11 protein-coding genes are annotated in these 11,597 nt (G+C 63.0%); 5 read left to right on the top strand and 6 right to left on the bottom strand.

The genetic code is table 11. The features are described 5' to 3' along the window. Positions 1-232 precede the first annotated feature (232 nt). Positions 233-751 (bottom strand): Hcp family type VI secretion system effector, encoded by a 519-nt coding sequence (locus ACFZAI_RS28695; protein ID WP_054422131.1) that lies wholly within the window; start codon positions 749-751, stop codon positions 233-235. Between the two features lie 291 nt (positions 752-1,042). After that, positions 1,043-1,369: a flagellar transcriptional regulator FlhD gene (locus ACFZAI_RS28690; protein WP_391570270.1), complete on the bottom strand. Its 327-nt coding sequence runs from the start codon at positions 1,367-1,369 to the stop codon at positions 1,043-1,045. Between the two features lie 293 nt (positions 1,370-1,662). Here ACFZAI_RS28690 and ACFZAI_RS28685 point away from each other — a divergent pair, with 293 nt between their 5' ends. The 3 genes from ACFZAI_RS28685 (at position 1,663) to ACFZAI_RS28675 (ending at position 5,967) form a co-directional block, all read left to right on the top strand. Next, positions 1,663-2,409, top strand: a complete 747-nt coding sequence (locus ACFZAI_RS28685) for a DUF2325 domain-containing protein (RefSeq protein ID WP_391570268.1) — start codon at positions 1,663-1,665, stop codon at positions 2,407-2,409. A 72-nt stretch (positions 2,410-2,481) separates the two neighbouring features. Further along, positions 2,482-5,478 (top strand): PAS domain S-box protein, encoded by a 2,997-nt coding sequence (locus tag ACFZAI_RS28680; RefSeq protein WP_391570267.1) that lies wholly within the window; start codon positions 2,482-2,484, stop codon positions 5,476-5,478. A 132-nt stretch (positions 5,479-5,610) separates the two neighbouring features. After that, positions 5,611-5,967 carry a hypothetical protein gene (locus tag ACFZAI_RS28675; protein WP_391570265.1) on the top strand — a complete coding sequence of 119 codons (357 nt, stop codon included), beginning with the start codon at positions 5,611-5,613 and terminating at the stop codon, positions 5,965-5,967. 120 nt (positions 5,968-6,087) lie between these two features. On the opposite strand, the gene ACFZAI_RS28670 is transcribed toward ACFZAI_RS28675, so the two are convergent. Beyond that, positions 6,088-7,584 (bottom strand): RNA polymerase factor sigma-54, encoded by a 1,497-nt coding sequence (locus ACFZAI_RS28670; protein ID WP_391570264.1) that lies wholly within the window; start codon positions 7,582-7,584, stop codon positions 6,088-6,090. A gap of 103 nt (positions 7,585-7,687) precedes the next feature. After that, a complete protein-coding gene (locus ACFZAI_RS28665) occupies positions 7,688-8,632 on the bottom strand; it encodes a sigma-54 interaction domain-containing protein (protein WP_391570290.1) in 945 nt (314 codons plus the stop codon). A gap of 267 nt (positions 8,633-8,899) precedes the next feature. Between ACFZAI_RS28665 and ACFZAI_RS28660 the strand changes: the two genes are divergently transcribed. Next, positions 8,900-10,288, top strand: coding sequence for a sigma-54-dependent transcriptional regulator (locus tag ACFZAI_RS28660; RefSeq protein WP_391570262.1), 1,389 nt, complete (start codon positions 8,900-8,902; stop codon positions 10,286-10,288). A 207-nt stretch (positions 10,289-10,495) separates the two neighbouring features. Here the strand turns inward: ACFZAI_RS28660 and ACFZAI_RS28655 are convergent, their stop codons facing one another. Next, the gene (locus ACFZAI_RS28655; protein ID WP_391570261.1) at positions 10,496-10,879 is read right to left on the bottom strand and encodes a hypothetical protein; all 384 of its coding nucleotides are present in this window, start codon (positions 10,877-10,879) and stop codon (positions 10,496-10,498) included. A gap of 132 nt (positions 10,880-11,011) precedes the next feature. On the opposite strand from ACFZAI_RS28655, the gene ACFZAI_RS28650 reads away from it, so the two are divergent. After that, a complete protein-coding gene (locus tag ACFZAI_RS28650; RefSeq protein WP_391570260.1) occupies positions 11,012-11,251 on the top strand; it encodes a hypothetical protein in 240 nt (79 codons plus the stop codon). A gap of 45 nt (positions 11,252-11,296) precedes the next feature. Here the strand turns inward: ACFZAI_RS28650 and ACFZAI_RS28645 are convergent, their stop codons facing one another. After that, positions 11,297-11,575: a hypothetical protein gene (locus ACFZAI_RS28645; RefSeq protein ID WP_391570259.1), complete on the bottom strand. Its 279-nt coding sequence runs from the start codon at positions 11,573-11,575 to the stop codon at positions 11,297-11,299. Positions 11,576-11,597: the final 22 nt, after the last annotated feature.

The raw sequence follows: 11,597 nt of genomic DNA, 5'->3' as shown, positions 1-11,597 counted from the left end.
ATGGCGGGGTGGAAGCTGGATAGGTCCAATTCCAGCCGATAGGTCTCGGACAGCGCCTCGTCCAGCGTGAATTCGATGACGTCGAAGTCCAGCCCTCGGCCGGAAGGCGTGAAGGTGAAGCGCAAATCGGATTGGCGGGGCATGGCGGCCTCTAGGAACGGGGCAGATGACGGATAACGCGGACAGACAGCAAAGCCGCGGCTGCGCCCATTCGCAGCCGCGGCGGCTTGCCTTAGCTTTCCAGCGGTTTGCGCCAGTCGTCCGAGGCTTCCGTACCGGCGATCTCATGCGTCCACGTGATCTTGCGGTAGGCCATGGCTACCTTGATCAGCTGCGTGAATTCCGCCTTGCTGGGGTCTTGCGCGTGCGGCAGCACGCTGGTGATATCCACGATGGTGGCGTCTTCCAGGGCGGTGGTGAAGAAGTGTTCCTGCTTGCCGTCGATAGACGTGCGGTACCACTTCACTTCCACTTCGGGCAGCATTTCGCCCGAAGCCAGCGCCTGATACAGCAGCGGCGTGGCTTTGTTCAGCGCGCTGGTGAACGTGAAGGGCTTGTGCACGCGCTGGCCCGACGGTTGACCGCTTTGCGGGTCGGTCGGGGTGTTGACGCGGTGCTCGATTTCCTGGACCAGAATTTGGTCCTCGTGGCCTTCTACGTAGACGTTGCCGACCGAATCAGCGGTGAAGGCGCCCTCGGTAAGATTGCCCTGGGTTTTGCCGGAAATGCTGATGTAGGCGGGGGTAGGCATGACAGACTCCGTTGTCGTCGTAGTAATGAGTGGCCGTTCAAGGCCGGGATGCTTCCCGAAGGAGGCGCTACGAGGACCTATGCAACATCCGTGCCAGGCACTGCGGAGTCAAAAAAATATCAATTAAATCAATTGCTTGAAGAAAAAATAAGACGACTACGAAAAAACGAAAGCGCAAAAAAACCCGCGAATCGCGGGTTTTCGGCCGAAAGTCAGGCCAGATTTGACTCGAATAAAAATAAGAGCTTATGAATCAATGGCTTGTATCGGGTCAAAAGTGGCCCGCCCGAGTCAAATCTGGCCCAAGGGTGCCTGGGCCGGTTTTGCGTCGGGCAATTCAGTGGCCGCGCGCGCCGACAAGGTGGTGTCTATGCCTTGGCTGAGGGCAGCCAGAATCAGATGAGGCGCCAGGTTCAACTGCGCCAGCAGCACGCTGTTTTGCGCCAGCTTGACCAGGGCCTCTGGCTGCAATGCCGCCAGCCACAGACAGGCCTCGCGCGATAGCGGCACGCCCGCCAACGCGCTGGCGTCAGCATCGCGCGCCAGGCGCTGCAAGAGCAGCAGGTACATCAGGTTGATTTCGTGGATATCGCGCAGAAGTTCGGTGGATCTCGGCATCGGGCACCCCAGACTTCGTTGGTTCCGCAACCCGGCCGCGGCCAAGGCGGAATGGCGCGCGGCGTCCTCAGGGGGACGTCTATTCCAAGCCCGGAAGGGGCTTGCGTGCCGATATGGTTTGTCGATCATATTTAAGCGACCTGAACGCGTCAGTAATGGATTTCCCTGTACGAATTCCGGGCATAAGGTCATATTCTAAAAACGAAGCATTCTCATTTATAATTCGCCGCATGCCAATGGCGCGTGCCGAAGAATGGCGGTGCGCGGTTTCTCGTTTCAACCCCAGGCGCGCGATGACATCCTCTTTTCCAGACAGCCACACGTTGCAGCGCGAGCATGCCGCGCTGCTTGCCGCGTACGGACACGCGCAGACGCATTGCAGCCAGTTGCTACGAACACAGGCCGCGCGCATTCTGCATCTGGAAGCAGAAGCGATGCGCTTGCGTGCGGCGCTTATCGTCAGGGACACCGCGTTGGCGTGGTCGCGTGAAGACCGCGCCGCACTGGAAGCATCGATTCCTGGTTTGCCTAAACGCGTTGCGTTGGCGCGCCGCGTGGCGCAACTGGTGGAACGCGTCCAGACGCTGATGCGCGAACGGCTCGCGTGGCAGGATGGGATCAGCCGGGCGCGCGCGAAGTCTGCCGCCCCCTTTGCGGCCCCCCCGGCCCCCCTTGAGGCTCCCCTTGCGGACCCCTCAGCGGTCCAAGCGCCGGGGACCGCGGTGGCGGCGGTGGCGCTCCGCGAAAAATCCGTGCTGTGCGTGGGCGAAGACGCGATGGCGTTGATGCTGACGCGCAAGGTCGTGGAAATGGCAGGGGGCAGGTACCTGGGACATAGCGGTGGCGATGACAACGACGGCGCCACCTTGGAAGCCAGCCTGGTGGCGGCTGACCTGGTCATCTGCCAGACGGGGTGCGTCAGCCATGGCGCGTACTGGCGCGTGAAAGACCATTGCACCCGCACGGGCAAGCAATGCGTGCTGGTGGACAAACCCGAAGCCCTGCACGCCCTGCGCCTGGAAGCCGAGCAGGAACGGTAGCGTCGCGTTACCTTGCGTTTCCGCATCATGGAGGCCGCCCGCAATACAGTAAGCGTTGGCTAAGGGGCTGACATGTTGAAAAAGCGGGACCGCGTGGCGCTTCCCTGGACGGACACGCTTGCGCGTCTGGAGGACGAGCGCATCATGTTGCAGCGCATTGCGGCGGGCATGCCGCTGGCGCATGTGCTTGAACATGTATTGAATGCCATTGAGGCCCAGTCCAGTGTGGAACTGCGCGCCGCCATCGCGTTGATCGATGAAACAGGAACGTTTCTGCTGCATGGCGCTGCGCCCAGCTTGCCGTTGGAGTTCAGCGAAGCGGTGCAGCGCGCGCCCATCGGGCCGAACATCGCGTCATGGGGCACGGCGGCTTACACCGGCAGCCCCGTCTACGTAGAGGACATTGCTTCGCACCCCGATTGGGTGCAATGGCGTGACCTGGCCTTGGCGCATGGATTGCGGGCGTGTTGGTCCACCCCGATCAAAGCGCCGGACGGCCGCTTGTTGGGCGTGTTCTCGAACTATTACAGCGTGGTGCGCTCGCCCTCCGCCTACGACATCGATGCGATTGCGCTGGTGACGCGCAGCGCGGCGCTGGCCATCGAGCGGCATCTGACCGAAGAAGCATTGCGCAGCAGCGGCGAACGATGGCGCGCCATGTTCGATGGCATGCAGGAAGCGTTCTTTCTGAGCGAAGCCTTGCGCGATGAAGACGGCCGCATTGTGGACTTCCGTTTTCTGGAGGTGAACCCGGCGTTCGAACGACAGACCGGCATGAAAGAGGGCGACACGCTGGGCCACACCTTGCGCGAGATGATTCCCGGTGTGCCCGGACAGATCATGGATGCCTTCGCGCAGGTCGTGGAAACGGGCGAACCGACGCAATTCGAATTTGCGGTGCCTGCGCCGAAAGAGGCGTGGTACGAAGCGCGGGCGCGCAAGGACGGCCCCGACCGCATGATGGCGCTGTTCTTGGACGTCACCGCGCGCAAGGCGGCCGAGACCGAGCTGTGGGAAGGGCAGCATCGCAAGAATTTCCTGCTGGCGCTGGGCGACCGCATGCGCGAATTGCATTTTCAGGAAGAGATTGAACAGGCAGCCTGTGAGGGCCTGGGCCAGCATCTGGCGCTGGGCATGGTCGCCGTGCTGGATTGGTCGGGTGACGCGGCGCCGGCCACCGTGTCCACCTCCTGGCGTTCGGAAGCTGACCTGGCTGCGCAACAGGCGCTGGCGCCAGAAAAATTAGGCACCGACTTTACGGACGCGCTGCGCAAGGGGCGCACCGCGTATCTGCAACCGCTGGTGGCGGAGCCGGGCGGGGAAGTCCGGCCGTCGGCCATCGTGGTGCCGATGCGCCGTTGGGGACGGCAGGGTGGCGCGCTGCTGGTTCGCCCGCTGGTCAACAGCCGGCTCAAGGCAGGCGACATTGCGTTTATCGAAGAGGTGTCCGAGCGGCTGTGCGACGCTGTCGAGCGTTCGCAGTACGCGCGCATGCTTGAGCAGCGCGTGGAACACGCCATCGCCGAACGCGACCGGATCTGGCGTTTGTCGCCCGAGCTGCTTGCCGTGGTGGACGGCGCTGAACGCTTTGTCAGCGTCAACCCGGCGGTGCGCCCAATTCTTGGCTGGTCGCCTGAACAATTTCTGTCCATGGGCTTGGCCGAAGTGATCCACCCTGACGACCAGGCCGCCACGCGCGCCGCCATTGCGCAAGCTTCGCAGGGGGACCCGGCCCAGGCCGTCAGGCACATGGAGAACCGGCTGCTCAAACGGGATGGCAGCTACCGCTGGATCACGTGGAGCATGTCGTGGTCGCAAGACAGCCTCTACATGACCGGCCGGGACGATACCGACTTGAAAGTGCAGGCCGAGACCCTGCGTGAAACCGAACAGGCGCTGCGCCAATCGCAGAAGATGGAAGCGGTGGGCCGGTTGACGGGCGGTATTGCGCATGACTTCAACAACATGCTTCAGGGGATCACGGGCGCGCTGTATCTGATCCAGCGCAAGCTGGCCGCAGGCACGCCCGAGCAGGCGCAGCGCTTCATCAACGTAGCCATGGATTCGGCAAATCGCGCCGCGCATCTGACGCAGCGGCTGCTGACGTTTTCGCGGCGCCAACCCATCGACCCCAAGCCGTTCAGCGTGGCGTCGACGCTGCAATCCATGGTGGATCTTTTCCATCGCTACACCGGCGAACGAGTGCGCCTGCTATTCAACCTGGAACCCGCGCTGTGGACGGTGCGTTGCGACCGGAACCAGTTTGAAAACGCGGTGCTGAATCTGGTCATCAACGCCTGCGACGCCATGCCCAATGGCGGCGCGCTGACGGTGGCGGCATTGAACAAGCCGTTGGATGGCGCGGCGTTACGCTCCTATCCTGGCGTGAAGCCGGGAGACTTCGTCGAGGTGTCGGTATCGGACGGCGGCTGCGGGATGCCGCCCGACGTCTTGGCCCACGCCTTCGATCCCTTCTTCACCACCAAGCCGCTGGGCGAAGGCACGGGCCTGGGCTTGTCGATGATCTACGGCTTTGCGAAGCAGGCCGGGGGGATGGCCACGCTGGAAAGCGAGGTGGGCGAAGGCACCACGGTCAGGCTGCTGCTGCCCAGGTTCGACGGCGCGCCGGATGCGGCGCAGTTGTCCGAGCCATCGGCGCCACAGGCCGCAGGCATGGGACGGCAGTCGCGGGTGGTGGTCGTGGAAGATGACGACAATGTGCGCGAGATGGTGCATGAGTGCCTGGCCGAGCTAGGCATGCAAGTGCTGACGGCCGCGGACGGCGAAGCGGGGCTTGAACTGGTGTTGGGTACGGCCGACATCGATTTGCTTGTCACCGATGTGGGCTTGCCGGCGTTGAATGGCCGGCAATTAGCCGACGCGGCGCGCGCGGCGCACCCGGGCCTGAAGGTACTGCTGATGACGGGCTATGCCGAAAGCGCGGCCCGCGACGGCGGCTTTCTGGAACGCGGACTTGAACTGATCGTGAAGCCATTCTCGCTGGACGTGCTGGGCGAACGGGTGCAGCGGATGCTGGAGACGCAAGAGGGCGATAGCGCCTCGGGGTGACGGCGTTGCAAAGGCAGGTAAAAAATACCTGTCTATTTAGCGCCGCGCGTTTCTCAGGGAGGGCGTCGTGGCGGCAGGGCCGGGAACGGGGCTTGCTTCATGGAAGGTGCAATCCAACCAAGGAGTCTGACCATGAAATCTCGTGCCCTGACTTGCGCTTTTGTTTTGATGGCCGGCCTGACGTCCGCCGGCACCGTATTGGCACAATCCGCTGCGCCGACCACGCCGTCTTCCACGCCGAACGATGCATCGGCCGCACAGCCGAACCGTCCGCTGCCGCCGGGGCAGATGGCTCCCGCACCCAATGCGACGCCGTCTACCGGCACCACGCCGACCACCACGCAGCACAGCGGCACGATGTCGTCCGGTAAGAAGCATGCGGACGAAACGCCGAAGCGTCCGCGCGAAGCGAACGACAATGTGCCGCGCACGCCCGCTGCCGGTGCGGCTCCCCCTCCGGGATACCCGAACTCGGGCGGCTCGAAGTAAGGGGCCGTGCATGAAAAAAGGCTTCCTTCGGGAAGCCTTTTTTTTGACCGGGCCAGGGTTGCCAGGTCTTCAGGTCCTACGTACACAGACTGCGGCAACCGACGTTGCGACTGCGGGTTCTTAGTGCTGCCTGCGCAACTCCGCCGGCGGCACGCGCAGCTGGCCGCGGTATTTCGATACCGTGCGCCGCGCCAGCAGGATGCCGCTTGCCGCCAACTGCTGCGTCAGCGCCACGTCCGACAACGGCATCGACGGATCTTCCGCATCCACCATTTCCTTGATCAGCGCACGCACCGCGGCTGCGGAGCAAGAGCCGCCCGATTCCGTCGCCAGCTCGCGCGAGAAGAAGTGGCGGAATTCGAAGACGCCACGCGGCGTCACCATGTACTTGCCTACCGTGGCGCGCGACACCGTGGATTCGTGCATGTTCAAGTCATCAGCCACTTCGCGCAGCATCAGCGGGCGCAGCGCAACTTCGCCGTATTCAAAAAAGGTTTGCTGCCGTTTGACGATAGCCTCGGCCACGCGTTGGATCGTGGTGTAGCGCTGTTCGACATTGCGCACCAGCCAGCGCGCTTCCTGCAATTCCTGCGCCATGGGGCTGCGGTCGTCCAGCCGGGCACGGCGGAACAAGTCGGCGTACGTGCGGTGCAGCCGCGCATGCGGCATGGCGTTGCGGTTGGGCATGACGCGCCATCGTCCTTGCCATTTGTCCACGAACACATCCGGCACCACGTAGACGGGCTCGTCCACGCTATAGCGCGAACCCGGCTTCGGGTCCAGGCTGCGAATCAATGCGCACGCGTCGCGCAAGTCGTCGTCGGAACAGCCCAGCAGGCGGCGCAAGCCTACGCAGTCATTTTTGCCCAGCCGGTCCAGATGCTCATTCACGATGCGCAAGGCCAAGTCTCGAATCGACGCGTCGACGGCGCGAACGGTCGCAAGTTGCAGCGACAGGCATTCGGCCAGGTCACGCGCGGCCAGGCCGGGCGCATCCAGCTGCTGCACCAGACGCAGCGCCGCCAGCCATTCGCCTTCGTCGGGCGGGGGGCTGAACTCGGCGCGCTCGGTGCTGCACAGGCTGGTGAGCGGCACGCGCAGATAGCCGTCGTCGTCCAACGCATCGATGATGAACTCGGCAAGCAGGCGGTCGCGCGGTTGCAGATGATAGTTGCCCAAGTCTGCGGACAAGCGTTCGCGCATCGACACCGATGCGCTGACCCATTGGCCCATGTCCTTGGTGTCGCCGCCGCTGGAAGATTGCGTGGGGTAGTCGCCCGAATAGGCGGGCGCGTCGGGCGGGCTGTCATCGGCGTCTGCCACCGACGGGCTCACCGGTTCGGCGGCAGGTTCCGTTTCGCCGCCGCCGTGGCTGCCATTCAAGGCAATCGCGCCGATGGACGGCTGATCACCGTCGGCCTCGTCGCTGTCCTCAAGAAATGGGTTGGTGGCAAGCGCATGTTCCACCGCAGTCGTAAATTCAAGCGCTGACATTTGCAGCAGCTTGACGGACTGTTGCAAGCGGGGTGCCAACGTCATCTGCTGGCGCAGGCGCAATTCTTGCGTAGGGTGGCCCAATCGAGTCTCCTGGATGGATACCGCCGGAAGGCGGCGCATCCTGATACTCATGCAAGAACTGTGCCAACTGCGCCGCCGGGCGGAATTCGCGCGCCAGGCGCGCGGAAAAGGCGACGTATTACAAGCGGGCGGTAAGAACTGCTCAGTGTCCCGCTGCGCCTTCTTTTTCGTACACGTCCAGGCGGTTGTACAAGGTCTTCAGGCTGACGCCCAAGGTGTCGGCCGCCAAGCGCTTGTCGCCGTCGTGATGCGCGAGCGTCGCCAGGATGAAGGCGCGCTGCGCCCGGCCCAGCGGCATGCCCACCGGGAAACTCAACGCGCCGTCGCGAACTTCCGCGCGCGAGTGGGCGGGCGCGCGGGCCAGCAGCGGGGCCTCGAGTTGCGCGTCTGACAAGATGAAGGCGCGCTGCACTACGTTGCGCAGCTCGCGCACATTGCCCGGCCAGTCGTGTTGCGAGATAGCGTCCAGCATGGCCTTGGAAAACGTTTTTTGCGTGCCGTGCTGGGCGTTCAAGGTATCCAGGAACCGGTTCGCCAGTATCACCGCATCGCCGCCGCGTTCACGCAGCGGCGGCACGCGCAGCGGCACCACCAGCAGCCGATGCAGGAAATCCTGGCGCAAGCGGCCTTCCGCCACCGACGCGGCGGGGTCACGGTTGCTGGCGCTGATGATGCGCACGTTGGCGCGCAGCAGATCCGATCCGCCCACGCGTTGATAGGTCCCGGCTTCAAGCACGCGCAAGAAATGCACCTGCATGTCGGGCGGCATTTCGGTGACTTCATCCAGGAAGAGGGTGCCGCCGCTGGCGTATTCGAAGTAGCCTGCGTTTTGCGACACGGCGCCGGTGAAACTGCCTTTCTCATGGCCGAAGAGTTCGGCGTGGGCGAGCGTGCCGCTGATGGCGCCGCAGTTGACGGCAACAAAAGGCTGATCGCGCCGATCACTGGCGTCGTGGATCGCGCGCGCGACGATTTCTTTGCCCGCGCCGCTTTCTCCAACAATGAAGACGCTGGCGTCGGTGGAGGCGGCCAGCTGCAACTGGGCCCCCAATTTTTGCATGACAGGGGATAATCCTGTCACGTCCATACCGGTCGGTCGGGATGCAACCGCATCCGCTCGCCCCGCGTTGGTAGTGCGATTAGCCATGCTTATACCTCGGCCCCCTGGGCCTGCTCGCGATGTTTCCATGGTAGTAGCGTGCTGCTGCGCCGATTGCGACCAGTTGCAAGTATTCGAAAACTTTAGTGGACAGTATCGAAAATTTACGCCTCTCGCTCTCAGAGTGACTATTCTGAAGACCATGCAAACGCGCGCGCGCTCGCGTCGAGCCGCGCACGGCAATACGGAGAACCTATGCCACACCTGCTAATCGTCGATGACGATGATGCGATACGGGAAACACTGGCCGAGATGGGCCGCGACAGCGGCTTTTCGGTTGCCCTCGCGGGCAGCGTCAAAGACGCGCTGATTCAGCTCGAGCGGCAAGCGCCGGATCTGGTCCTGACCGATGTGCGCCTGCCGGGCGGCAACGGCATGGATATTTTCAAGAACGTAGCCATCGCCAGCGCTGAAGTCGTGGTGATGACGGGTCACGGCTCGGTGGATTACGCGGTGCAGGCCTTGCGCCTGGGCGCCAGCGATTTCCTGGTCAAACCCATTTGCATGGAACGGCTGAACGACATCCTGACCCGCGTTGCCGCCAATGCGGGCGGTGATTTGCCCGGCATGCCGTTTGAAGAGCCGGGACGCTTTGGCAAGTTGTTCGGCAAATCCGAGCGCATGCTGGAGCTGTACCGGCAATTGGGCCGGGTCGCGCCCACCAATGTCACGACCTTGCTGATCGGCGAAAGCGGCACCGGCAAAGAGCTGGCCGCCCACGCGGTCCACGAATTGAGCACGCGGCGCCAACGGCCGTTCATCGCCGTCAACTGCGGCGCGATCTCGCCGAACCTGATCGAAAGCGAAATGTTCGGCCATGAACGCGGCAGCTTTACCGGCGCCGATCGACAGCACAAAGGCTATTTCGAACGGGCGGACGGCGGCACCTTGTTCCTGGACGAAGTGACTGAAATGCCGCTGGACTTGCAGGTGAAGTTGCTGCGCGTGCTTGAGACAGGGAAGTTCATGCGGGTGGGCACCAACCGCGAAATCAGTTGCGACATCCGGATCATCGCCGCGACCAACCGCAATCCTGAACAAGCCGTGCAGGAGGGCAAGCTGCGCGAAGACTTGTATTACCGGCTGAGCGTGTTTCCGATTGAGTTGCCGCCTCTGCGCGAGCGCGGAGACGACATCCTGTTCCTGGCGCGGCGCTTCTTGCAGTCGCAAAACCAGGAGTCCGGCAAGAACAAGGACTTTTCGCCGCAAGCCGCCGAGTTGCTCAAGCAATACGAGTGGCCGGGCAACGTGCGCGAACTGAAGAATTTTGTGCGCCGGGCCTTCATCCTGGCTGACGGCGACGTGCTGGATGCGGACATGTTGGCGCCACACGTGTCGCCTGGCGGCGATGCCGAAAGTGCGCAGGTGAGCGTGCCTGTGGGCGAAACGCTGGCCGAAGCGGATCGGCGCTTGATCCTGGCTACGCTGGAACGCTGCAATGGCGTGAAGAAGCAAGCGGCGTTGATGCTGGGCATCAGTCCGAAGACGCTTTACAACCGTCTGGAAGAGTATGCGGCGGCCGGTTATGTGCTGCCCGGCGAAGACGCTGGCGGCGGCGCGCGCAATTCGCGCAATGCGGCATAGCGCGTTGGCTGTGACCGCTTTGGCTTTGTCTACGGCTTAACGAGGCGGGCGACGAACCAGGCTGCCAATAAATGAGGCTGCCAATAAATGAGGCTGCCAATAAACGAGGCTGCCAACAAAACAGGCGGCCAATAAAGCAAGCGGCCAATAAAGCAAGCGGTCAATAAGAAAGAAGGCGGCGGACAATGTCCGCCGCCTCTTCACGCATTACTTGCCGTGGCGGGTCTTCAGGTCAGCCATGCAGGCGTCCTTGGCATTGCCGGACATCGCATCGCATTTTTCCTTGCCAACCTTGTAGTCGGCATCGTTCTTGACCTTGGCGGCGTCATGGTTCGCCTCGGCCTTTTGCTTGCCGGCCTTGGCGTCGGCCTTCGCCTTGTCGCGATTGGCTTCGGCCTGTTGTTGGCAAACGTCCTTCTGATTGCCCTTCATGCCGTCGCACGCCTTTTTATCCATCTTGTATTGGCTGTCGATCTGGTCGTTCGTGCGCACGGGCGGCGAACTGCCTTGCGTGGTTTGCGCGGAGGCTTGGAACGCCAAGGCGGACAGACAGAGGGCGATGGCGGGGCAAACGGTTTTGGACAGATTCATGACTAACTCCTTGGGGTAAGGGTCCGGGTTGAACCGGACCTCATACCGCTCTTAGCAAGTGCCGTTCCCGGCCCCGCTCAGGCACGGCGCTTGCGCCAGTGTCCGGGCATCGCGTCACAAGGAGAACGAAAGATGGAACCGCACACCCGTAATGAGCACGGCAAGGATCAAGATCCGGCCAAGCCGCAAGCCAACACGCCCACGGACGACACGGACACCGCGCATCGCAGCGGCCAGTTCGGCGCGGATAAGCCCGGCTTTGGAAAGGAGCCGCCGGCGACCAAGCGCCCGTCCGACAAACATCCCAACCAGCAAGGGGCGGAGTACGAGGAAGGCGGCCAGTACCCGGGCAAGCGCCCCGAGGGGAAGTAAAAAATGCGGAAGTAAAAAATGCCGGGCGCTTTGCCCGGCATTTTTTTAATCAGCGGTGCCGCCATTGCGCACGGGGTTGGGCGGCGAATGCGAGACGCCGGCTTCGTCTTCGCCGGTGACGCGGTCTGGGGCAATGTCCTGGCCGTCGTCATCCGGCAGTTCAAGGTCAACGCTTTCGCGGTCGCCCGTGGCTTGGGAATCGCTATCGGTGTGGGCCAGTCCGGGCGGTAGATCGCTGGCGGAATCAGAAGAATCGCTAGGGCCGAGATCGGGGCGTCCGCTCGTATCCAGCTCGGGCAAATCGGGGGAAGGGGTGCGCGACATGGCGGTCTCCGGTACGTGTGGC

The organism is Achromobacter sp. NPDC008082, assembly GCF_042957345.1.
Lineage (GTDB): Bacteria > Pseudomonadota > Gammaproteobacteria > Burkholderiales > Burkholderiaceae_B > Achromobacter > Achromobacter kerstersii_A.
Note: the sequence above shows the minus strand (reverse complement) of the source record. Positions and strands in the feature narration are given on the sequence as shown.

Coding starts and splice junctions, on each gene's coding strand:
- ACFZAI_RS28680 (WP_391570267.1), top strand. CDS start 2,482: ATGTTGAAAAAGCGGGACCGCGTGGCGCTTCCCTGGACGGACACGCTT.
- ACFZAI_RS28690 (WP_391570270.1), bottom strand. CDS start 1,369: ATGCCGAGATCCACCGAACTTCTGCGCGATATCCACGAAATCAACCTG.
- ACFZAI_RS28695 (WP_054422131.1), bottom strand. CDS start 751: ATGCCTACCCCCGCCTACATCAGCATTTCCGGCAAAACCCAGGGCAAT.
- ACFZAI_RS28655 (WP_391570261.1), bottom strand. CDS start 10,879: ATGAATCTGTCCAAAACCGTTTGCCCCGCCATCGCCCTCTGTCTGTCC.
- ACFZAI_RS28645 (WP_391570259.1), bottom strand. CDS start 11,575: ATGTCGCGCACCCCTTCCCCCGATTTGCCCGAGCTGGATACGAGCGGA.
- ACFZAI_RS28670 (WP_391570264.1), bottom strand. CDS start 7,584: ATGCGCCGCCTTCCGGCGGTATCCATCCAGGAGACTCGATTGGGCCAC.
- ACFZAI_RS28665 (WP_391570290.1), bottom strand. CDS start 8,632: ATGGACGTGACAGGATTATCCCCTGTCATGCAAAAATTGGGGGCCCAG.
- ACFZAI_RS28650 (WP_391570260.1), top strand. CDS start 11,012: ATGGAACCGCACACCCGTAATGAGCACGGCAAGGATCAAGATCCGGCC.
- ACFZAI_RS28660 (WP_391570262.1), top strand. CDS start 8,900: ATGCCACACCTGCTAATCGTCGATGACGATGATGCGATACGGGAAACA.
- ACFZAI_RS28675 (WP_391570265.1), top strand. CDS start 5,611: ATGAAATCTCGTGCCCTGACTTGCGCTTTTGTTTTGATGGCCGGCCTG.
- ACFZAI_RS28685 (WP_391570268.1), top strand. CDS start 1,663: ATGACATCCTCTTTTCCAGACAGCCACACGTTGCAGCGCGAGCATGCC.